This is a genomic window from Treponema medium (assembly GCF_017161265.1).
GTDB classification, from domain to species: Bacteria; Spirochaetota; Spirochaetia; order Treponematales; family Treponemataceae; genus Treponema; species Treponema medium.
Genome location: NZ_CP031393.1, coordinates 384814 through 408212, shown reverse-complemented (window position 1 = coordinate 408212; position 23399 = coordinate 384814). Strand labels below are relative to the sequence as shown.

24 protein-coding genes and 1 pseudogene are annotated in these 23399 nt (G+C 41.6%); 22 read left to right on the top strand and 3 right to left on the bottom strand.

All coding sequences use genetic code 11. The features are described from left to right. Positions 1–96: 96 nt before the first annotated feature. From ndk to glgX, 3 genes are read right to left on the bottom strand one after another with little or no spacing between them, the layout of a single operon-like run. Positions 97–540 carry a nucleoside-diphosphate kinase gene (ndk, locus tag DWB79_RS01780; protein ID WP_016522352.1) on the bottom strand — a complete coding sequence of 148 codons (444 nt, stop codon included), beginning with the start codon at positions 538–540 and terminating at the stop codon, positions 97–99. Between the two features lie 59 nt (positions 541–599). Continuing rightward, a complete protein-coding gene (locus tag DWB79_RS01775; protein ID WP_016522351.1) occupies positions 600–3050 on the bottom strand; it encodes a glycogen/starch/alpha-glucan phosphorylase in 2451 nt (816 codons plus the stop codon). 10 nt (positions 3051–3060) lie between these two features. Next, on the bottom strand, positions 3061–5205 hold the full coding sequence (glgX, locus tag DWB79_RS01770) for a glycogen debranching protein GlgX (RefSeq protein WP_040858943.1): 2145 nt from the start codon (positions 5203–5205) through the stop codon (positions 3061–3063). 344 nt (positions 5206–5549) lie between these two features. On the opposite strand from glgX, the gene DWB79_RS01765 reads away from it, so the two are divergent. From DWB79_RS01765 to DWB79_RS01660, 22 genes and pseudogenes are all read left to right on the top strand, one after another. Next, positions 5550–6848 (top strand): cyclic nucleotide-binding domain-containing protein, encoded by a 1299-nt coding sequence (locus tag DWB79_RS01765; RefSeq protein ID WP_016522349.1) that lies wholly within the window; start codon positions 5550–5552, stop codon positions 6846–6848. 36 nt (positions 6849–6884) lie between these two features. Beyond that, positions 6885–7874 (top strand): HPr(Ser) kinase/phosphatase, encoded by a 990-nt coding sequence (gene hprK / locus DWB79_RS01760; RefSeq protein WP_016522348.1) that lies wholly within the window; start codon positions 6885–6887, stop codon positions 7872–7874. An 11-nt stretch (positions 7875–7885) separates the two neighbouring features. Further along, positions 7886–8152, top strand: coding sequence for an HPr family phosphocarrier protein (locus DWB79_RS01755; protein ID WP_016522347.1), 267 nt, complete (start codon positions 7886–7888; stop codon positions 8150–8152). A gap of 9 nt (positions 8153–8161) precedes the next feature. After that, complete coding sequence (holA, locus tag DWB79_RS01750; protein WP_016522346.1) at positions 8162–9172, top strand: DNA polymerase III subunit delta; 1011 nt, start codon at positions 8162–8164, stop codon at positions 9170–9172. A gap of 170 nt (positions 9173–9342) precedes the next feature. Beyond that, a complete protein-coding gene (gene lysS, locus DWB79_RS01745; protein ID WP_016522345.1) occupies positions 9343–10944 on the top strand; it encodes a lysine--tRNA ligase in 1602 nt (533 codons plus the stop codon). Positions 10945–11320: 376 nt separating this feature from the next. Then, positions 11321–12403: a uracil phosphoribosyltransferase gene (locus tag DWB79_RS01740; protein ID WP_420825627.1), complete on the top strand. Its 1083-nt coding sequence runs from the start codon at positions 11321–11323 to the stop codon at positions 12401–12403. After that, positions 12381–13334, top strand: a complete 954-nt coding sequence (locus DWB79_RS01735) for a tetratricopeptide repeat protein (protein WP_016522343.1) — start codon at positions 12381–12383, stop codon at positions 13332–13334. Before DWB79_RS01740 ends, DWB79_RS01735 begins: the two co-directional genes overlap by 23 nt. After that, positions 13318–14667, top strand: coding sequence for a sodium-dependent transporter (locus DWB79_RS01730; protein WP_016522342.1), 1350 nt, complete (start codon positions 13318–13320; stop codon positions 14665–14667). The genes DWB79_RS01735 and DWB79_RS01730 overlap by 17 nt, the downstream gene beginning before the upstream one ends. A gap of 25 nt (positions 14668–14692) precedes the next feature. Next, positions 14693–14963, top strand: a pseudogene (locus tag DWB79_RS01725) (tyrosine-type recombinase/integrase); the annotation flags it as partial. Between the two features lie 197 nt (positions 14964–15160). Beyond that, positions 15161–15877: a hypothetical protein gene (locus DWB79_RS01720; RefSeq protein WP_016522340.1), complete on the top strand. Its 717-nt coding sequence runs from the start codon at positions 15161–15163 to the stop codon at positions 15875–15877. Further along, positions 15870–16103, top strand: a complete 234-nt coding sequence (locus DWB79_RS01715) for a hypothetical protein (RefSeq protein WP_016522339.1) — start codon at positions 15870–15872, stop codon at positions 16101–16103. Before DWB79_RS01720 ends, DWB79_RS01715 begins: the two co-directional genes overlap by 8 nt. A gap of 150 nt (positions 16104–16253) precedes the next feature. Continuing rightward, positions 16254–16442, top strand: coding sequence for a ubiquitin family protein (locus DWB79_RS01710; RefSeq protein ID WP_016522338.1), 189 nt, complete (start codon positions 16254–16256; stop codon positions 16440–16442). A 146-nt stretch (positions 16443–16588) separates the two neighbouring features. Then, positions 16589–17293 carry a hypothetical protein gene (locus DWB79_RS01705; RefSeq protein WP_016522337.1) on the top strand — a complete coding sequence of 235 codons (705 nt, stop codon included), beginning with the start codon at positions 16589–16591 and terminating at the stop codon, positions 17291–17293. Between the two features lie 169 nt (positions 17294–17462). Continuing rightward, positions 17463–18071, top strand: a complete 609-nt coding sequence (locus DWB79_RS01700) for a hypothetical protein (RefSeq protein WP_016522336.1) — start codon at positions 17463–17465, stop codon at positions 18069–18071. A 1131-nt stretch (positions 18072–19202) separates the two neighbouring features. Continuing rightward, the gene (locus tag DWB79_RS01695) at positions 19203–19724 is read left to right on the top strand and encodes a hypothetical protein (RefSeq protein WP_016522334.1); all 522 of its coding nucleotides are present in this window, start codon (positions 19203–19205) and stop codon (positions 19722–19724) included. Between the two features lie 104 nt (positions 19725–19828). Further along, positions 19829–20473 (top strand): GyrI-like domain-containing protein, encoded by a 645-nt coding sequence (locus tag DWB79_RS01690; RefSeq protein WP_245541280.1) that lies wholly within the window; start codon positions 19829–19831, stop codon positions 20471–20473. A gap of 51 nt (positions 20474–20524) precedes the next feature. Then, a complete protein-coding gene (locus DWB79_RS01685; RefSeq protein WP_016522332.1) occupies positions 20525–20722 on the top strand; it encodes a hypothetical protein in 198 nt (65 codons plus the stop codon). Between the two features lie 67 nt (positions 20723–20789). Then, a complete protein-coding gene (locus DWB79_RS01680) occupies positions 20790–21050 on the top strand; it encodes a type II toxin-antitoxin system PemK/MazF family toxin (protein ID WP_016522331.1) in 261 nt (86 codons plus the stop codon). A gap of 207 nt (positions 21051–21257) precedes the next feature. Beyond that, positions 21258–21662 carry a hypothetical protein gene (locus DWB79_RS01675; RefSeq protein WP_245541278.1) on the top strand — a complete coding sequence of 135 codons (405 nt, stop codon included), beginning with the start codon at positions 21258–21260 and terminating at the stop codon, positions 21660–21662. Between the two features lie 83 nt (positions 21663–21745). Beyond that, entirely contained in the window at positions 21746–22126 is a 381-nt protein-coding gene (locus DWB79_RS01670; protein WP_016522330.1) for a type II toxin-antitoxin system RelE/ParE family toxin, read from the top strand. Then, positions 22095–22400 (top strand): helix-turn-helix domain-containing protein, encoded by a 306-nt coding sequence (locus DWB79_RS01665; protein ID WP_016522329.1) that lies wholly within the window; start codon positions 22095–22097, stop codon positions 22398–22400. Before DWB79_RS01670 ends, DWB79_RS01665 begins: the two co-directional genes overlap by 32 nt. A gap of 140 nt (positions 22401–22540) precedes the next feature. Continuing rightward, positions 22541–23398, top strand: a complete 858-nt coding sequence (locus DWB79_RS01660; RefSeq protein WP_016522328.1) for a DNA adenine methylase — start codon at positions 22541–22543, stop codon at positions 23396–23398. Position 23399 lies beyond the last annotated feature (1 nt).

Sequence of the window (23399 nt, the reverse complement as noted above, 5' to 3'; positions counted from 1 at the left end):
ACGGGGGTGTTGATTCGTGCGGGGGTACGCTGATTGAGTGTTAAAAGGTGTTCAATATTTATCAGTTAAAGTAAATGGACTGAACACCCGCTCTTGTTAAAACCAATCTTTATTGCCGTCTTCCCAGCTGAAAAATTCTTCCGGCTGAAAAAACAGGGCAAGTTCCCGCGCTGCACTTTCGGCGGAGTCTGACGAATGGACAACATTGATATTGGTATGCAAGGCATAATCGCCCCTGATGGTTCCCGGCTCCGCATTCAAAACCTTTGTCGCTCCGCAGAGTTTCCGCACAATGGCAACGGCCTCATCGCCTTCAAAAGCCATCGCAACTACGGGGTCGGAGGTGATATATTGCACCAGTTCGCCGAAAAACGGTTTGTCGGTATGTTCGGCATAGTGTTTTTTTGCAAGTTCGGGACTGATACGCATCAGTTTTAAGGCAACCAGTTTAAGCCCTTTTTTTTCAAAGCGGCTGAGCACTTCTCCGGCAATCCGCCGCTGAACTACACCGGGCTTCATCATTACAAATGTTCTTTCCATAATCTATTTTCTCCCATTTTTGGCGATGTCTTAAAAGTGTTTTTTTTTCGACATCCCCCTTAATTGACACTCACTTTTTCCAGCTTCCAGATATCCCGCACATAGTCTTCAATAGTACGGTCTGAACTGAATTTACCCGATCGGGCGATGTTCAGAAGACACATCTTAGCCCATTTCATCGGGTTGCGATAGTATTCGACAATCCGCTCCTGCGCTGCTGTGTATGCATCGAAGTCCGCCAGTACGTAATAGACGTCCGGCCGCTGACCTTCCACGCCGTATACCAGCGAATCATACAATTCTCTAAAGCTGTTGTCAAAGGGCGGCGTATACGTCCCGTCGATAAGCTGGGTCAGCGCTCTCGCCAATGCAGGATTGCGGTTCAGGTATTCTTGCGGATTATAGCTGTGCTCGTGCTCGATTTTTTGAATCTCATCGGCGGTGATACCGAAAATAACGGCGTTTTCAGCGCCTACTTCTTCCACAATTTCGATATTGGCGCCGTCCAGCGTTCCGAGCGTGATTGCGCCGTTCAGCATAAACTTCATGTTGCCGGTTCCCGACGCTTCTTTACCCGCGGTGGAAATCTGCTCGGAAATATCCGAAGCGGGGAAAATCTTTTCGGCAGTCGAGACGCAATAGTTTGCCACAAACACCACCTTTAATTTTCCCCTTACGCGGTGATCGTTGTTGATGCGGTCGGCGACGGTATTAATCAGTTTAATGATGAGCTTTGCCCGCCGATAGCCCGACGCCGCTTTTGCGCCGAAGATAAAGGTATGCGGAATAGGATCATACGTCGGGTCTTCGATAATTCTGTTATAGAGTGTCATCACATGCAGGATGTTTAAGAGTTGGCGTTTGTATTCGTGGAGCCGTTTTATCTGTACGTCAAAAATCGAGTTGGGATCGATCACAACTCCCTGCGTCCGTTTGAGGAATTCCGCAAGCCGCTCTTTATTGTGTTTTTTTATTGCGATTAGTTCCTGTAAGGCTTCCTGATTATCCGCCAGTTTTTCAAGCTGCCGCAGCTGGGTAAGGTCTTTAATCCAGCCGTCGCCGATATGTTTCGTGATAAAGGCCGAAAGCGCAGGGTTTGCGGTTAAAAGCCAGCGGCGCTGCGTAACGCCGTTTGTCTTATTGTTAAACTTCTGCGGATATAGATTATACCAATCGGACAGCTCTTTTGCTTTAAGGATTTCGGTATGCAGCGCCGCGACACCGTTGACCGAAAACGAGCCGGCAATCGCGAGCCATGCCATACGGATTTTTCCTTCGCCGATAATGGACATCTTGTTGTGTTTTTTCCAATCGTTCGGATATTTTTCCCGCAGCTCCAGCAGGAAGCGGCGGTTTATCTCTTCTACAATTTGATACACGCGCGGCAGCAGCCCTTGGAATATCTCAATCGGCCATTTTTCCAACGCTTCTGCTAAAATCGTATGGTTCGTGTATGCAAATGTTTGAGTAACAATCGTCCATGCCGCATCCCAGCCGAGATGGTTTTCGTCCATCAAAAGGCGCATCAGTTCGGGGATTGCCACAACAGGGTGCGTGTCGTTCAGCTGAATAACATTGTAACGCGGGAAGTCGGCGAAATTCGTACCGTGTTTATGGATAAATGAACGCACCAAATCCTGTAAACTCGCAGAAGTAAAAAAATACTGCTGCTTTAAACGGAGCGCCTTTCCCGACGGGCCGGTGTCGTTCGGGTATAGCACACGCGAAATATTTTCTGCAGAGTTCTGCTTTGCAACCGCAGCAGTGTATTCCATGTTGTTAAAGAGCTGGAGGTCGAAGCCGTCGGGAGAGGATGCTTCCCAAAGGCGCAGGCGGTTGACGGTTTTGGTGCCGTAGCCGATGATCGCCATATCATAAGGAGTTGCGATAACCTCCTCGGCATTTTCCAACCGGTAGAGTAGGGTACCGTCTTCTTGTTGCGTGCATATCGGGGTACCGCCGAAGCGCACCGTGACCGCTAAATCATCGCGGCGTATTTCCCACGGATCGCGGTAACGCCGCCAGTTGTCGGGGTATTCTACCTGATACCCATTTTCAATCCGCTGTTCAAACATACCGTACTGGTAGCGGATACCGTAGCCGTGTCCGGGGTAGTCGAGTGTTGCAAGCGAATCCAAGAAACAGGCGGCGAGCCTACCGAGACCGCCGTTTCCAAGTCCTGCATCGGGTTCTTCATCTTCAATATCCCGATACGAGGCGGAAAGCTCCGTTAAAAGTTCTTCCATTACGGCGCGCATACCGGTGTTATTCAGATTATTCGAAAGCGCCCGCCCCATCAGAAATTCGGCGGAGAAATAATACATCTGCCGTACATTGGGCTGCTCCTGCGCGGCTCTGGTTGCGGATATGTTCGGCTGGATGCTATCCATAACGCTGCTCGCCGCGGCATCATAGAGCTCACGCTTTGTTGCCTCGGATATGTCCTTGCTGAAATTCCGTTTCAACTTGCCTAGAATACTTGCTCGTAAGGTTTCTTTTAACTGAGACATAATCTACCCCTTATTTCAGAATTAACACGACGGCAGTCGCCGCCAATGCGACATATTTTTGTTGGTTTTCCAAAAGCGGAGCTTGTTCGGGATTGGTAAAATCTTCCCCTGCAGGATAGGACGTATCGATCAGCCGGTACCAATGCTTTCCTTGCGGAGGAGGGCAGATTGTTGCCGTAACGTCTAAAGTACCGCCGTTTAGGATGATGTAAAAGCTGTTATCATCACGTTCAGCTCTCGTTTCCGCCGTGGAACCGTCAAGGAAATATGCTAAAAAAGACGAAGGCTGGTTCCAATCGGGGGTGTCGCCCTGTGCATTGTACCAGCTGATATCCGGTTTACGCCGCTCGCCCGATTGCGCTCCCGTTAAAAATTCCGAGCGCAAAAACACCGGATGCTGTTTACGCAGGCGGATCAATTTTTTTACAAATGCCAATATATCGGCATTGCTCCGGGTGAGCGACCAATCGAACCAGCTTATTTCATTGTCTTGGCAGTAAGGGTTGTTGTTCCCCTTCTGAGTTCGCAATACCTCATCTCCGGCGGTCAACATCGGAGTTCCCAGCGATAAAATGAGCGTTAGCAGGATGTTCTTTGCCTTCTGCTTCCGTATAGTTTCGATATGGCTGTTTTCGGTTTTCCCTTCAAAGCCGTTGTTATAGCTGCAATTGGAATCACTGCCGTCACGGTTGTCTTCGCCGTTCTCTTCGTTGTGTTTTTTATTGTAGCTTAATAAATCGTAGAGGGTAAACCCGTCATGGCTGGTAACAAAGTTGATGGAATGGAAAGGTTTTCGTCCGTTGACAAGATAGAGGTCGGCGGAACCGGTTACCCGCGTCGCAAGTTCTTTAGCATGGGATGAATCGCCGCGCCAAAAAAGCCGTACATCGTCGCGGAAACGGTCATTCCATTCAGCCCACCTGCCGCCGGGGAAATTCCCTACTTGATAGGCGCCGCCCGCGTCCCACGCTTCGGCGATAATCTTTGTCTTTCTTAATATGGGATCTTCGGCAATATGCTCGATGGTTGGCGGATTATCCATAAGCTTCCCTTTTTGATCCCTGCCTAAGATGGAACCGAGGTCGAACCGGAAGCCGTCTACGTGCATTTCGATAACCCAGTACCGCAGGCAGTCCAGAATAAAGGTTTGCACAATCGGGTGATTACAGTTGAAGGTGTTGCCGCAGCCTGAGTAGTTGCGGTAATAACGAGCATTATCTTCCAGTATATAATAGATGGTATTATCCAAGCCACGGAATGAAAGGGTCGGGCCGAATTCACTCCCCTCCGCCGTGTGATTAAATACGATGTCGAGGATTACTTCGATGCCGTTTTTATGCAGTTCGCGCACCATCCGTTTGAACTCGAATACGGCATTAACTCCTTCACGGCCTGAGGCATACGATGATTTAGGTGCAAAGAAGGCGATGGTACTGTATCCCCAATAGTTTTTTAACACGGTGCCTGTCCGCGGGTTTATTCTGGTGAGTTCATGCTCGTTAAATTCCTGAATGGGCAGCAGTTCAAGGCTGGTAATGCCCAGTTCCTTCAAATAAGGGATGGTATCAATAATACCCTGATAGGTTCCCTTGTGCTGCTGAGGTGCATTGGGATGGCACGAAAGCCCTTTTACATGCGCTTCGTAGATGATACAGTCTTTCAGCGGATAATTGAGCGGATGGTCGCCCTGCCAGTCAAAATCATCGTAAGCTACCGCGATGCATTTAGGAAAATGAGCAGCTGACTGTTCGGTTAAGAAAGCCAAATCACCATCTATATGAGGCGGCGGTGTTTGCGTGGAAAATTTTCTGTTAAAGGATTCCGTGTTGGCAAGCCCCCGCGAGTATGGGTCGAGCAGATAATTGCCGGCATTAAAGCGCATTCCTTCATAAGGAGCAAACGGGCCGTCAACACGGTAAAGATATAAGGCGTTTTTTGGCAGTCCTTTTACAAAGACATGCCAGATGTCGCCTGTTTTATTCGTCTGAGGGTCAAAAGTGTATGAGCAATACGGTGTAGGATCTTCGGGATTTACAAAGATATCCAATGTTACCGAGAAGGCATGGCGGGAAAAGATACTGAAATTCACACCGTCACTATAGACGGCAGCGCCGGCAGGAAGCGGACTACCCGGCAAAAATGATAGGTTTTCCATGAACGAAACGAAATGTAGCACGAAAAATAAAATTATGCTATACTCATCCAAAGTTAGGATAAACACATCAGCTTTTTTATAGTACCCCGAAAAATAAAGAGGCTGTTCAACCAGAATTGAACCTCTTCGCGGTTCAAATGGTCTCACAGCCTCTTTATTTTTCGATATTTGATTAATAACCTGATGTGTTTATCCTGCTTCTCAAAATAAAATGTGCAAAATTTTTAGCAAAATTTTGCATGAAAGGCAGCGCTTAAACTATTTCTGATGCGTTTGTCCGTCTTTCCTAAAAGTAGTGTGAAATTTTGTATATCTATAAAATTTCACACAGAAGGATAAAAGTTATGAAGAAGATTCCGATTGTTAGTACGGTTGTAACCACAGTAGACGCGATGCAGCAGGCGTGTAAGCAGTCAAACTTCAGTATTATCTCGCAACAATTACAAAGTTATACCGAAGCGCTTGCAGCTTTCCGATACGAGATGCCGGAAATCAAGATTATTGATTTCGGTGATCCGGCGGTTCATGCAGAAAAATGCCTTAAAGTAGTAAAAGATGATCCGTGGCTGCTGTTCGGAGGAGTTATTGCAATTACCGATTCGCAGGAGCAAAAAGCAACACTGACACAGCGGAAAGAGCCTAACTTTTTATTCGTTTTAACACGCAAAGAATTTGAACAGTATGTTGCGCAAATTATTAAAATTTTAAATCATCATGAACATTTTTTAGTTAACCGCGGTATGAGTCATCCGGCGAATGAGCTTGAACACGGTAGTTTTACCAGCGAGACAGACCCATTTGAAGTTATGTTCTATGCAAATCTTATTTCTACCTATCTTTATAATACCGACCGCGTTAATGAAGCTGAACGGAGTGCGTTTCAGGGTGCGATGATGGAGTTGCTGCTGAACGCTGTAGAACACGGGAATTGCAATATCAGTTATGATGAAAAAACCGAATGGCTCAAACAGGGAAAGGATGTCCTTGAGCTCATTAGAATAAAGCGGATGGATCCTGTCGTCGGAACGAAAAAAGTACTCATTACATACAATATTTCTCCTGAACGCACGCGGATTACCATCAAAGACGATGGACCGGGATTTGACTGGCGTTCAGCGCTCGATGCACCTTTTGAGGCAGGTTTGCACGGGATGGGCATTAAGATGAGCCAAAGTTTTGTGAAAGAACTGTATTATAATGATGCAGGAAACGAGGTCTCGTTCGAGGTGCCGAACCAGAAGAATAGTGCAAATCTTACACCGGCAATTTTGCGGGAGCAGGAAACTTTCCATTTTAATCACTTGCAAGTGGTATGTCGCCAAAACGATGAATCGAACAATCTCTTTTATATCCGATCCGGTCGCTATGCCGTTTATGTCAATAATACGCTGTTAACGGTGCTGACGCCGGCGGATATCTTTATCGGAGAGATGGCATTTCTCACTAATGATACGCGGTCGGCAACGATCGTCGCAATTGGAAAGGGGACGTTGGTTAAAGTACCCAAGATGAAATTTATGAAGCTGATAGAATCTTACCCGCATTACGGTATCTTTTTGTCGCGCCTTCTTGCCGACCGCCTTGCGCGTCAATCACGCGAAAGCGCATCGCTCAAAGCCGAACTCAAAGCCCTGAAAGACTGAACCTAGGGCAGTCGGCGCGTTTACAAAGGCTTATCCATGCTTTCTAAGAGTTTAACGGTACTTGAATTACTCGATCTCGACTTAACGGAGCACGATGCGCTTCACCTGCATTGCGTGTGCGGACAAAAGGGCTTAACGCGCAGCATTACCGTTGCGGATTTGAACCGTCCCGGACTTGCTCTTTCGGGGTTTTTTGATTCTTTTGCGTATCAGCGTGTTCAGTTGTTCGGTAGGGGGGAATGCGCCTATTTACAAACACTCATCGAAAGCAATGCCATCGAAAATATAAAAAAAATGATGACGTATAATATTCCCTGCTGTATTTTTTCTCATAATATTCCTCCTCCTCCCATGTTCTTAGAGCTGGTTCAGGCAACCGGCTGTCCTGTACTACAGACAGATCTTTCTTCCAGTGAGCTTTCCATTCGGCTGATGCGTGTTCTCTCTGATGTATTTGCTCCAACAGTAGCGATACATGGTGTTCTGGTAGAAGTATATGGACTTGGTATTCTCATTTTAGGCGATTCGGGGGTTGGTAAGAGCGAAACGGCGCTTGAGCTTGTAGAGCGGGGTCATCGATTGGTGGTTGATGATGTAGTCGAAATCACCTGTATCAACGGGAACAGCTTGATCGGGCGGGGCGCCAACAAGACAATCGGGCATCACATGGAAATACGCGGACTTGGAATTATCAATATTATGCAGCTCTATGGAGTTCGGTCGGTGAGGGAGCAAAAACAGATACAACTGGTGGCAAAGTTGGAAGAATGGGATTCGCATAAAGTATATGACCGCATCGGTACTGAGGAACTTACCACCGAGATATTGGATGTAAAACTGCCTCTCTTGGAAATACCGGTAAAATCAGGACGGAATATTCCGATTATTTTAGAAACAGCTGCAATGAACGAGCGGCTTAAAAGTATGGGCGTTTATTCTGCGAAAGAATTTAATCAAAATATTCTGCGCTGGATGGAAAGCGATACAAGCCGAGTACCTTATTATTCGGCAGATGATACCTATTAAGGAAAAGAGTTATGGTAACAAAAAAGATTATTGTGCAAAATCGCGCCGGCATCCATGCGCGTCCCTCGTCGTTGATTGTACAAACGGCAAGCAAGTTCCAGTCGAATATTATGTTTGAAAAAGAAAATGTTACCGTAAATGCAAAATCTATTATGGGTGTAATGACAATGGCAGCAGGGTATCAAACCGAGCTGACCGTTTCCGCAGACGGCGCCGACGAGGCCGAGGCGGTTGCTGCGCTTGAACAGCTTTTTGCCGCGAAATTTGAAGAGGAATAACGCGAAAAGATGAGTGCCCCTTTATGGCTTTTTACCGGTCCCGAATTGGGGGAACGGAACGATGCGCTTGAAGCCCTGAAAAAAAGCGCGGAAAAAAAATACGGACAGCTCGATAATCATCTCTTTTATGCAGCGGATACTTCTCTGTCAGTCGTTTTGGATGCCGTGCAGAACGGATCTTTGTTTGCGGAAGCTCGGTTTGCCGTTGTCAGAAACGCGGAAGCAATCAAGAAAAAGGAAGATATACAGGCGCTTACGCAGTGGGTTGAGCAGACGCCTACGGAGGATGGCGCTTTTTTGGTGCTGATCTCCGATGAAATCGGTATTGATAAAAAAATTGAAGAGCTGGTACCTAAAGATCACAAAAAAATATTTTGGGAACTGTTTGAAAATAAAAAACAGGATTGGATTCGCCGTTTTTTTGCGCAGTCGAAGATCGGTATTGAACAGGATGCTATTGAGGTTCTGCTGGAGCTGGTAGAAAATAATACCGAAGCGCTCAAAACCTCGTGTACTCATATCAGCCTCTTTTTTGAACCGGGAACAACGCTGACAGCGGAGACTGTTGAACGCCTGCTTGCTCATAACAAAGAAGAAACGCCGTTTACGCTTTTTGATGCGCTGAGTAATGCCAATCTGGAATACGCACTGAATATCCGCCAAAAGCTGACCCTTTCCAAAGAATCTTCGCCGGTACAGCTGATTGCGGGGCTTGCTTACTGTTTTCGGCGGCTTCGGGACTGGCACAATCTTGCGCAAACCGGCGGACTTGATGATTTCAGTTTAAAAAGAGCGGGCTTTACATCGAAGAAAGCGATTGACCAGTACCGCCGCGCGAGTAGACAATGGAATGCACAGACCGTGTACCGTATTATCTCGCTCTTAAATAAAACCGATATGCAAATCCGTACAATGGGACAAGAACTTTCGGGGGTGCTGCTCGATGCTTGCCTCTACAGTATCATTCATAATCAAGGGCGAGAACTGGCAGCATACAGTAGCGCTGCACAGCTGTGCTAGGGCATCTCTAAAAACTCGGTTAGCTTTTAGAGCTGCCCGACGGTAGCACATTTTCAATTGACACAATCGACAACGCAGTATACAATTCCGCAATATTTTTCAAACAATCACCAAAACAGAACCTTTCGAGCCTCATCAGCAGGGCTGTTTGAGTTCAATACAAGGATGATATGAGTAAGGAACAAAACAATCAGAAATTAGTACATTGGGCGGATCAAACCGCAGAGAAGATTATACGCGAGCGCGGCGATTTGGAATCTTATACATGCGCTTCGGGAATTACGCCGTCGGGAACCGTTCACATTGGCAACTTCCGAGAAATTATCTCGGTTGATTTAGTTGTACGCGCCCTACGCGACCGCGGCAAAAAGGTACGCTTTATTTATTCATGGGACGATTACGACGTGTTTCGCAAAGTGCCTGAAAATATGCCGGGAAAAGAAACGCTGCAAAACTATCTACGGTATCCCATCACAATGGTACCCGATACAACCGGTCGCGATACGTCTTACGCGCGTCATCACGAAGTAGATGTAGAGCAGGTGCTGCCGAAAGTCGGTATTCATCCCGAATTTTTATATCAGGCTGAACGGTACCGCAGCGGCATGTATGCCGAAGGGATGAAAAAAGCGCTGCAGAACCGCGACAAAATAAAAGACTGTTTAAACCGCTACCGCGATGATGAGCATAAAATTCCTGCAACGGAAGAATATTGGCCTGTCGCGGCTTTTTGCTGCAACTGCAATAAAGACACTACCGAGATCGTTTCTTACGACGGCGAATACGGATTGGAATACCGCTGCACAAGCTGCGGTCATCAGGAAAAGGCCGACTTACGCACCTCAAAGGAATTAAAACTCGGCTGGAGGGTTGACTGGCCGATGCGCTGGCAGTTTGAAAAAACGGTTTTTGAACCTGCCGGAAAAGACCATCACAGTCAAGGCGGTTCTTTCGACACGGCGCGGCTTGTCGCGGATGAAGTATATGATTGGCCTGCTCCCGTCAGCTTCCGCTACGATTTTATCGGCATCAAGGGCTTGCCGGGTAAAATGTCCTCGTCAAAGGGAAAGGTCATCAGTCTGTCCGATGTATTGAACGTGTATCAGCCTGAAATTGCGCGGTACTTGTTTGCCGGAACGAGGCCGAACACGGAGTTTTCCATCAGCTTCGACTTGGACGTTATCAAAACCTATGAGGATTACGATAAAACCGAGCGTATCGCATGGGGTGTTGACAAGGCTAAAAACGATGAGGTGTATGCGAAAGAACGCCGCATCTATGAACTTTCGCAGGTTGAAGGGATGCCGTCCTGCATATCGTATCAAATTCCATTCAGACATCTCTGTAATCTTTTACAAATCAATGCCGGAGACATCGCCGCGGTCATGAAGCTTTTGCCGGATATGAAGGAAGAACAGCGGGAGCGTTTTGAAGCGCGGGCGAAGTGCGCATGGTATTGGATTACCGAATGTGCGCCGGAAGACTTCCGGTTTGCACTGCGTACCGACGGCGGCAAGGCGGAACTTTCCGCAGCCGAAACCGCTGCACTCTGCAAAATCCGCGATGAGCTGTTACCGCAGATGGACGCGCTTGATGAAAAGGCTTTTTCAACTGCGCTGTATGATGTAGCTCATGCATGCGAAATCGAACCGAAAGCGCTGTTTACCGCCGTCTATCAGGCGTTGATTGGAAAAGACCAAGGTCCGCGCCTTGCCGGTTTTATGAAGATAATCGGAAAGGAACGGCTTGCACAATTGCTTTCATTCTATTAAAATATTGTGCAAATGACAAAACATGGTTGCACTTCGGCATTGAATGTAAATTCTGTACTCGAAAAAATGGGGAAGGTATTCCGTTGTTGTTGCCTTTTCCTTTGCAGCCATTGTTTCATTTTAGTGAAGTTTTTTAACGCTCTTTTTTAAGGGCGTTTTTTTTTGTGAACACGGATGGGCATCTCTAAAAACTCGGTTAGATTTTTAGAAGATGCCTCATCAGCAAAGCTGATAACGAGTATTTTTATAAATTGTTATACTGTAATAATTTATAAAAATACATCGCAAAAAGCTTAAGGAAAACCTCTAAAAAACTGAAGTTTTTAGAGGTTCTCGGATGCTTTAAAAAGCCGACCGCGTTTATGTATTTAATTTAATAGAGGAGTTTGATATGAAACAAGTTATTATGGAAGCGGAATCGCTTCAAGGCTATTTGACGTCGAAGGATAATGCATATCTCAAAAAATTAGATGAACTGTATAATCAGACAATGCAACAATTTACACGGCTCGATGCTGCCGCGGATATAAAAGAAAAAGATACGGCTGAAACTGAGATTATCGCATTATATGATAAAATGGGAAAGATTTTGCAGGAAATCTGCAAAGAAGTACCTCAGCTCAAGGTCTATTCATTTAATACCGATTTTGCAAGCCATGCGGAAGCCTCCCGTGTTATGGCAAAACTGCGCAGCAGCGAAACCGGTCATAATGAATTTGTCTATTATACGCAGCGTGCCTATGAAATGCTGTTCAAACTTGCGTATAGCGGAAGCCACGAGGATAGCAAAAATTACCTTATTTCTAAAACGCCGGTTACCGTTCCCGTACAGAACTATGCCGTACATAAAATCTGCGACATCGATCATAAAATAGAAAACACCGTCATGTGTGTTATGCTGCGCGGCGCACTCCTTCCGTCGATGATTATGTCCAAGGAGATTGAAGAATATTCTTCACACGGCTATGTAACCCCGTTTGCACTGTTTAAGATTAAACGGGATGATACAAAAAAAGTCGATGATATGCAGTATGTCCTCAATCTGGATATGTCGTATTTCAATTTAGAAGACTTGAACGGGAAAGACCTGATCTTTGCAGATCCGATGAATGCAACCGGCGGCAGTTTGATCACCGTTGTCAAATACCTTGAACGGCAGGGAGTGAAACCGAAATCGATCAGCTGCTTCCATGTTATCTCGTCGCTCAAGGGAGCTTTATGTGCCGCCCGCGCTTTAAAGAGCTGTACGGTGTATACACTGTGGATGGATCCTGCACTGAACTCCGCCGCGTATATCCTTCCCGGGTTGGGAGACGCGGGCGATAGGATCAACGGGGTTGATGAAGCTGAACATCCGCGGAATATGATTCAGCTTATTGCGGATTACGGCGCGACTATTGCAGGTTTGTATCGTCATCAGTTGAGAGCGATTGAGAATGTGGTGCTTCAAAATAAATAAACGTATCAATGAGAGCGCGGCTCAATCGACGGCGGGAGCGGCAGTTCAACGGATTAAAGCTATTAATTCCGCCGAGGGTGTCCGCAATATTGCCGCTCAGATACCGAAGAACAGCATATTGTTTTTCCTCCTTTTTTTTATAACTGCTGCCGGTTTGTTTGCAAAGGGTACTGTCGATTCCGAAACAGCGAAAGCTTATTTTGAGATTGCCCAAGCATACACCGAAGTATCTAAGTACGACAAAGCGGCGGAGTTTTATCTAAAGGCTGCAAAGGATCCTGCGCATAAAAATGCGGCGGAGTATAATTTGGCGCGAGTGTACGGGCTGCAGGGCGATTGGGGAAAGGCAAAGAACATCCTTGAGCGGCAATATAAAGATGCGCCCGGCAATGTGCTGATTGCAAAAGCCTACTCCTACAGTCTTGCGGCAACCGGCGATGAAGCGCGCGCCTGTGAAATGTATAAAAAACTGTACGATGAGGATTCGGAAAATCCCGAAGCGGCGCTCAATTATGCTCGAATACTGATTCTTTCCAAACGATATGACCAAGCGCTTTCTTTTATTGAAGAGATGAAAACTCGATTTACCGAAAGCACCGAAAACAAAGCCTTCGCCGAACTCGAAGAAAAAATCAAGAAAGCGCAGGAAGAGCCGGAAAAACAGGAAAAAGAAGATCAGGATAAAGACGGTAAAACGCAAGAGGAGCGGGATAAGGGCGGTACCGAAAACCGACCGGAAAAGGGCGCGTCCGATTCTAAAACAAAACCGGATGCAGAGAAAACGGCAGACAAGGTAGCCGGTACAGAAAAAGATAAGGTTTCGCAAACGAAGCCGTCGGCTGATTCTAAAAAGCCGTCGTCAACGCCTGCAAAACCGGAGGCAGGAACCGAAGCTTCGGATGTAAAGGTAAAAGATGGAAAGAAAACATAACAGGTTTGTCAGCAACATAGGGTTTATTCTCGCCTGCGTCGGCTCAGCTGTCGGTATGGCGAATGTGTGGGGCTTCCCCTACAAGCTCGGAAGCAACGGCGGCGGCGCCTTTTTGCTCATCTATATCTTATTTGTTATCCTTTTCGGATATGTCGGACTTTCCGCAGAATACGCAATCGGCCGCCGCAGCGGTACGGGGACGCTCGGTTCCTATGCCTATGCGTGGAAGCACGGCCGCAAAGACCTTGAGGGCATCGGTAAGATACTCGGGTGGTTGCCCTTGGCGGGTTCAATTACAATCGCTATCGGGTATGCCGTTATCATCGCGTATGTACTCAAGGCTTTTACGCAGTCCGTATTGGGCAGTATTATGACGGTAGAACCCGGACAGTGGTTTGAATCCTTTGCCTTTAAGCAGTTCAGCGTTGTACCCTATCACGCGGTTATTATTATTGTAACGCTGCTGACCATTGTGCTCGGTGCACATACGATAGAAAAAACAAATAAAATAATGATGCCGCTCTTTTTCATATTGTTTGCAGCATTGGCGGTTCGTATGGCATTTTTGCCCGGCGCTTTTGAAGGATATAAGTTCCTATTTATCCCCGATTGGCGCCATTTAAAAAATCCGTCTGTGTGGATAACTGCGATGGGGCAGGCCTTTTTCTCGCTATCCATTACCGGATCGGGGATGATTGTCTACGGCGCTTATTTAAGTAAAGATCATGACTGCGTAGCGGGAGCAAAAAATACCGCACTGTTCGACACCATCGCGGCGGTTGTTGCCGCCCTTGTGATGATCCCTGCGTGCTTTGCTTATCGGATGGATCCCGCAGGCGGTCCCGGTTTGCTGTTCGTTGTCCTCCCTTCCATCCTTCAAAAAATGCCCGGCGGCAGAATATTCGGTATCATCCTATACCTTGTCGTCGTGTTCGGAGGAATTTCATCCTTGCAGAATATGCTTGAAGTTGTCGCCGAATCGTTGATGCACACGTTTAAAGGTTTAAAACGTACCGCAGTGATTATCGTTCTCGGCGTCATCACCTTCGGCATCGGTGTATTTATGGAACCTATCGCAGAAACCAAGGGCGCAATTCTCGGCGGCTGGGGCGCATGGATGGATTTGGTCTCCACATATATTATACCGATTGGGGCAGTGCTCGGCGCTGTTTCGTGGTTCTGGGTGATGAAAAAAGATGAGCTGTTGGACGAAATCAATACCGGAGCAAAAAAGCGCTACGGCAACGGATGGTATTACCTCGGTAAATACGTGTATACGCTCTTCGCACTGTTTTTGTGTGTTGTCGCATTGGTGCGCGGCGAGGGATTTTAGGGTAGATCAACATATCAGACCCACGAATAAAGACACAGGCGAACAGGGTGCATCATATTGATCCTTCGGTTATTCAGCGCACCCTGCACGAAGCTGTTTTACGGTCGGATATTCCAAAGCAAATCGGCTGCCACACGTTCCGCCACTCATTTGCAACGCACCTGCTGGAATCCGGTTACGTTATCTGCACCATCCAAGAACTTCTTGGTCATAGCGATGGTTTAACCACTATGGTTTACACCCACGTCCTCAACCGCGGCGGTCTCGGCGTTCAAAGCCCTATCGACCGAATGTGATTCGCCTTTATCCCATTTAGTGAAGATAGGCCTAATCTACCTGTTGATGATGTGTTATGGCGGGTGTTATGGTAGAAAGATGTTATTGGTTTAGTCCGCGATAGTTTAGATTGCAAGCGAGGGCTTTTTGTGATATTATGAGGAAAGGTCGAAACAATGTTAGATGGACGTCTTCGGCGCAGAAAGAGGATGGAACCATGGAAATAGCAAAAGAAAAAGTTTATACAAATGTACAGGCTTCAGTTGCTGATTTTGGATTCAATAAATACCAAACTCAATGGCAGCGTATTTCACAAATGCAACAGAATGCAAGTATTTTGCTTGCTATCATTAGTTTTTCTATAACAGTTGCTTTGCAAATTGTTAATATTCAAAAAAATAGTAAGCCCATTCTTGATGATGTCAATTGGTCTGCAATATTGCTTCCAAGTATTTTGGTTACAATTGGGATAGGTATAATATCTGCTATATTTTTGTTTAAAGTTATTATTTCAAAGACTATAAAAAATGATTTACCTTTACCTTTACATTTATATAAAGAAATTATTGAAACATTAGAGTGTAAAATACTCAAAACTAAAGATGATAATGAATCAGTCTATATTTCAGAAATTGAACCACCAAGATATATTGCAAAAATAATTTGTGATAAAATATCTGTTTCAATTTTAGAAATAAATAGGATTGTGGAAAAAAACCAACTCAACTACACAAAAGGTTTAATTATAAGTATTTTCAGTATTTGTATAAATATTATATCCTATATTTTGATAATATGTAACCTTCAATTAACTTCTGTTTTTTTAACTATCTGGTATGGGATTAATATTATTACTGCAAGTGTAAGTTTATCAATAGCAATCCTATATGGTATTCAATTTGCAAAAAAGCCCGAGGAGGAAAAAAATGACTAATAAAGTTATATCCTTTGAATCAATTATTGGTGCTCTGCGTGATTATTATGATGATAATGATCATGCAAAAAAATTTATTGCTGATACATTTCAAACACCTGTTGATTTGTCAGTATTTGCTAAACAAAATAATATTGAGTTAAATTATGTCGCACCGAATATGGAACTATCTACGGAAGAATTAATCATTGTGATCAATGAAAAATTGACACATTTGAGAGGATAATTTGTCTAACACCCGCTTCAACCTGACATTGCGGACGAGCCGCAAATGCAGGTTAAGCGGTAGTTAGGTTGACCTGCCTAAAGGCAGGCAGGTGCGAAATCAGCCTATAACATTTATTTCGATCTAAAATAACTTTATAGGAGGCCAAGTATGGCAAAAGAAATTGTTTGTTATGAGGTTACAAATTCTTACGATGGAATTCTCAAAGGGACAAGATTTAAAGTAACTAAAGATTCTTCAAAGCATATTGATGCTTGTATAAAAGAAGGTCTTGCTGAAGAAACGGGAGTTCCTACAAACAAAATCAATCTATCAATGCTTAAATGTGTTGAAATTTAACTCAATAATGAGTGGAGTTTTATTTTTAAAACTTCACTCATTGGAAATCCAAGAGAGAAGGATATATGTAAATCAGATGTTATTCTGATACTATAAAAAACTATACTGTTAATCATAAGTCTATTTCAGTAGAGGAGTGAAATAAAGTGGATTATGAAGAAGAAAGAAAACGAATTAACTGTATCGATGAGATTCATCAAATTAATTCTAAATATGAAGATGGAATTATTGATTTAAAGTTATTCCAAAAGGCAAAGTATAAAATACTTTGGATATTAAAAGAAACGAATGGTAAATTCTCCATAGCGCATTTTAAAAATGCGACTGAATTAGATAAAGGGAAATGGAAAACATGGAAAAATATTGCTAAAATTAATTCACTTATTTTAGATGGAAAACAGAGTTCTAAGTCAGAACAAACAGATTATCTAAGACAGACCGCAATTATTAATTTAAATAAAACTTTTGGCAAATCTTCTACAAAAATGAAGACTTTTAGAAAGAATTATCTATGTCCTGAGAATGAAGCAACTCGATTAATTGTGCAGGAGCAAATAAAAAATATTAGACCTGATATTATTATATGTGGGAATACACTAAATCTTTTAAGTAAACAACTAAATTTCAGAGAAGCGATAAAAATAGAACCAATACCATATACCAAAAAGAACAATATGTATTGTTTTAGTAATGTTGTATTCATAAATGCTTATCATCCATGCTATCCAACTTACCGCCCTATAACGCTACCATCAGATAAATATTGTGAAGCAGTTGTAAATTCAGTAAACAAATGGATTGAATGGAAAAAAACAATAAGTCTTAGTGAATTTAACTTTGATAAATTGTAAATATAACCTAACACCCGCTTCAACCTGACATTGCCTTTACGGCAATGCAGGTTAAGCGAATGTTAGATTGACCTGCCTAAAGGCAGGCGGGTGTGGAACCAATCAAAGCATTCTTTCGACTGAAAAAAATAATTGCAATGAAAAAAAGCATTGCGAAAGGAAGGTCGAAATGAAACAGAAAAGAAGCGTTTCAATGATGGTTGTTCTAGTATTAATTATTAGTGTAGTGTTGGTTGCATGTAATAGCGCTGTTAACCAACATAAAACTAAAGACATAGTGTCTCAAAAATCGGAATTCTACTTTGAGCGAAAAATTAATACTCAGACTGTTGGTGGGGTAACGACGAAACGTTTTGATACAATTACCAATAAGGCTCGTATGGCGTTTAGTAAAATTAATTATTCTGATGGGTCATCAACATATATTTTTTCCTACACCTTTTATAAGCAACTTCATGGCGATGAAGCAATAAAAGAACACATCTTGACTGGTACATGGAAGCAGGATTCAAGTACCCAGCGTACTCTTACACCCGAAAAACTGGATTGGAAGACTTTTGATTCTATATCTTCTGGACTTCAAAAAGCATATACTGTAAATCTTGCTAAGGTTAAGCTGAGTGGATTTACGAGTTCATGGTATAATGGTTCATACTGGACAGCTACAATACCGAACAACCCTGATAGTAATACAGGGCATGAGTATGAAGGTACAGCCTTATATTTAGCCTCAGACAATATTGATAATATGAAGCCAGGTATGTCCCTTCAATGGTAGTAATCCCTGTTTAATTTTTACCAAAACATTAACCTGCATATAAAAGTTCCGTAATGTATGCAGGTATAAGGTGGTGGTAAGTTAAAAATTAGTGTTGTATTTAAATAGATACAGAGGAATCCTATGAGCAAAAACAAAGCAATAAAATCAAGGGAACCATGGCGAGCAATTAAAGCCGAAAAAGGTGTCAGTGTTTTAGCAAAAACTGATGTTGAAAATGCGTTTGGTTTGTAAAAACTCAACACATTTTGGGTTTAATTCTTAAGGCTATATTCAAATTAAAAAATAAAGTAAAATAAAGAAGCTCCCGAAAAAAGGGAAGTTATATGGATAGTAAATAAAGGAATTAAGAGTAAAGGTGTAAAATTTAAAAATAGTTTGAACAAAAGGAATGCAGACTATTTTTAAATATACATTTAGAAATAATGCATAAAAAATTTGAGCGAAATTACGTTTTTGTTTTGAAAAGAAAATCTAACACCCGCTTCAACCTGACATTTGTTTTGTCACGAAAGTTGCTCAAGCGGTCGCTGCTGACGCAGCCCCTTTTTATGCAACTTTCGCGCCAACTTTGCCGTCGCTATGCGCGACGGCAAAGGCACAAATGCAGGTTAAGCGAATGTTAGACCGATGCCTTCGGCACGATAAACTATAACTTTGAAAAATAAGGTGTATTTTTTGTAAATTAAATTATAAAACCAAATTAATAGCTTAGATTCTTTGAATAAAGTTATGTTTTATTATAATAGCTACTTGTATAAGGAAGTAACATTTTTATCTGTGGATTTTAAAACTTGTTAAGGGAATCAACGAGTTATAAGTCCTTCGGATGCTCATGGTAATTGTAATATAAAGTGATCAAGTTATATAAAATTTTAGCCTCATAGTAAAATTCATATTTTTTTGAATTTATGATTTAAGTAATATAAAAAAGGTGAGTATGTAAAATTTAAATTATTGATTAATTTATGAATAAGATATAAGAATAGTGTTAAAGAAATTAAAAAATATATAACGATAAAGGTTTTATAGTAAAAATTAAGTTTTTTATTGGAATGGATTGAAAACAAATGAAAGCTTAAAACATTATTTTTTAGCTTCATATGTTTGTTAATCAAAAGGAGTAATATAATGGGTAATGATATTGTTTATAAAAGTTATTTAAATGATAAAGAATTTATTGAGTGGAAAACACGATTTGAAAATATCCTCTTACTTAATCAATTAAGATATGACAAAAATAAACAAATAGTATCTGAAAGACAAATAATCGATTCAAAAATGCTCGGTACATTATGCATGGATGAATTTATCCCAGGAGAAATATGGAAAACTTATCCCTATAACAAAGATTATTCTATAAGTAGTTTTGGACGAGTAAAATATAGAGAGAGGATGGTTCCTCAAAAAGATGAGGAAGGAAAAATTGGATGGCTTAAGTTAGATGGCACTGATTTTGATAATAAATTATTGCAGTATTATACATATCAATTAACAGCTTGGACATTCTTAATACGACCTAATACAGGTGAGTACCATATTCATCATATTACTAATAATGGTTATGATAATAGTATTGGAAATTTAATTTATTTATCTAAAACACAGCACGAGGAAATCCATAGAATTGAAAATAAATATAAAGAGTTATAATCTTTATGAAAAATCGTCTAACACCGTTTTCAAAGCCGACAAACCGGGTAAGCCGGTTTGCGGTTTAAAACAATGTTATGTGGACTGCCCAGTGGGCAGCTATTATGGAGAAAAGAATGGCATTTGATTTCAAGAAAGAATATCGGGAATTTTATCTTCCCAAAAATAAACCAGAAATTGTAACAGTTCCAAAAATGAATTATATTGCAGTTAGGGGAAAAGGAAATCCAAATGAAGCAGGCGGCGCTTATCAGCGGGCAGTTGGAGTATTATATGCGGTAGCGTATACTCTAAAAATGAGTTACAAGACTGATTATAAAATTAACGAATTTTTTGAATATGTTGTTCCTCCGTTGGAAGGTTTTTGGTGGCAGGCCGGGATTGACGGCGTAGACTATTCAGACAAATCAAGCTTCAATTGGATTTCGGTAATTCGTATTCCAGATTTTGTTACAAAAAAAGATTTTGATTGGGCTGTAAAGACTGCTGCTGAAAAGAAAAAAATCGATTGCTCCTCTGCGGAATTTCTATCGATTGAAGAAGGCTTGTGCGTTCAGATAATGCATAACGGTTCTTATGACGATGAACCGACAAGCGTAAAAATTATGGATGATTTCATTCGATCAAATGGATATGAAAACGATATGACGGAAAAACGGTTGCATCATGAGATTTATCTTTCAGACCCCAGAAAAAGTTCTCCTGAAAAATGGAAAACAGTCATCAGGCATCCGATAAAAAAAGCATAATTTTGTGAAAAATTGTTTGAAATATGGTATAATGAAAGTTGGAGGTGCGATATGTCAGATACCGCTTACGCAGATTTTACGGAACAAGTGCTTTCTCTTTCCTATGAACAGACAATTATTTTAATGGGGAAAATGCTCGAGTCTTTGAAAACAAAACGGAATGAAGAAAATTATACCGAAATGGAAAATGATATTGCCCGAAGTTCAATGAACACTATGTGGGAGGAATTAAAAAATGACACATGGTGAGATATGGACAATTGATTTTGGGTAACCGGTAGGCAGCTTGCCGTCAAAAATACGTCCTGCCGTCGTAATGCAAAATGATTTGCTTGGAATAAAAGATCTGAATACAGTTGTGGTAATTCCTTTTACTTCGAATCTAGACCGAGTAGATTTTGAGCCTAATATTCTTATTAAAAAAGAAGAAACTGGGCTTTCGAAAGATTCGGTCGCAGTAATTCATCTTATTGGTGCGGTAAATAAATTTTGCCTTGAAAAGAAGGTGTCAAGACTTTCCGAAGAAAATTATCAGAAGCTTGTGGAAGCTGTGGTAAAATTGGTTGCAAATGAGTAAAAAATCACATAACAAGTAGCTCAAAGCCGACAAACGGGACAAGCCCGTTTGCGGTTTAGCTACATAGTTAGGTTGGACTGCCTAGTGGCAGGCAGGTGCGGAACCAACCTATGATATTTATTTCGATCTAAAAATAAATTTATAAAATCATAGGAGGATTTTATAAAACGCTTTTCTAAATTTACAGTATTACTAACTACTGTATTATTGACCCTTGCTTTTGTCAGCTGTAACCAGGCAGCAACAAATGAGGGTAAAACTCTAACTAAACTTGAAGCCCCGACAAATTTGGTTATTAATTCAATTACAGATAATACAATTAGTTGTGCTGATAATGTTACATTTAATTACACCGGAAAATTTGAGGGTGCAACGAACGCAATTTTAGGCTACTCGACTACAAATGATTCCTCTAAAGCCACTTATGACACATATAATTCAACTGCTACTGTAGAAGCAGGGGAAAATACAAGAGCGGTTAATTATACTGGCTCATATTATTTTAAGCCTACATCGGGGAAAAAATATTACTTCTGGTTAAAAGTAACAAGTTCTGCATATAATGTTTCTGACAGTTCTTGGAGCAATGTTGCTGAGTTTACCTGTCCATAATAATTAAATAATCTTTTTATACGGCGGGGCAATTCCGCCTTTTTCTTCTTGACAAATATTCACTTTAGTTCATATAATAAATTATGTGGAATGTAGATTCATCAGATGAATATGATGCTTGGTTTCTAACATTGGACGAAAAATGTAAGGAAGCCGTATTGCAAAGAGTTCTTTTACTACAACAATACGGGCCAAATCTTTCACGTCCGTATGCAGATGTCCTTCATAGTTCTAAGAAACTTAGTAACCTTAAAGAACTGAGAAACCAGACTCAGAAACATCTTTTGAGAGTTGCCTATTACTTTGATTCTGCTAGAAATGCATTTTTGCTTACTGGCGGAGACAAGAAAGGTAAAGACCGTGATAAGTTTTATAAAGATTTAATAGCCGAATCCGAAGTAATAGTTGAAAGACATGAGAAGGAGTTGGAAAATGAAAGACACAATCAAAATGATGGAAAGTAATATGTCTCCAGAGGCTGTTCGTCGCACTCACATAAAAGCCGAGCAGGATATTATGACAATTCGTCTTGCACAGCTTCGTGAAGAACAGAATGTAAAACAGTCAGAAATGACTAATTTTACCCAGTCATCTGTTTCTAAAATTGAAAAAAGGAAAGATATAAAAATCTCAACTTTAATAGACTATCTCGACAGTCTCGGAATGGGACTTGAAATTATTACTTATCCAAAACTTGCTGTTTCTAAAAACCAGGAAAAAGTTCTTTTGAAACTATAAGAAAACCTAACACTCGCTTCAACGTTGACATTGCGGACAAGCCGCAAATGCAGGTTAAGCGAATGTTAGGTTGGACTGCCCGAACTGAAGCACTTGGTTAAGCAGTTATAATAAATTTAGTTTTATGATATAGTTTTAATATGAAACCTTTGATAAAATATCGTGGTGGAAAATCTAAGGAGATTCCAAACATAAAAAAGCAAATTCCGCAGTTTAATGGGCGATACATAGAACCTTTCTTTGGTGGAGGCGCTCTGTATTTCTATTTAGAGCCTCAAAATGCAATTATCAATGATATAAATTCTAAACTCATAATGTTTTATGATGGTGTAAAAACCGATTTTGCAAATCTTCGCAAAGAATTAGATGCAATAGAAAAGATTTATGAAGAAAATCGTCATGACTTTGATGAACTAAAAAAACTTCATCCGAAAAAACATGTGGAAGATAAAAATGAATATTTATATTATCAAATTCGTAATATGTATAATGGTTTATCTGAAAAAAAATATTCTGATGCTTTAATTTATTTTTTTATAAATAAAACAGCTTACTCTGGAATGATAAGATATAATGCTAAAGGTGAATTTAACGTTCCATTCGGAAGGTATCAGCATTTAAATACTTCGTTGGTTTCAAAAGAACATTCAAATCTTCTTGCTCATACACAAATTTATAATAAAGATTATAAAGAAATTTTTGATATGACAAAATCTAATGATTTTGTTTTCTTAGATCCTCCTTATGATTGCGTATTTTCTGATTATGGAAATAAAGAATACAAAGATGGATTTAATGATGATTCTCATCGAAAATTAGCACAAGATTTTAAAAATCTTGGTTGTAAAGCTTTAATGGTAATTGGAAAAACTTCACTTACAGAAGAACTTTATGGAAATATGATAGTCGATGAATATGCAAAAAAATATGCTGTAAATATTCGTAACAGGTTCAAAGTTGCTGCAAATCATATTTTAGTTGCAAATTATAAGGAATAAT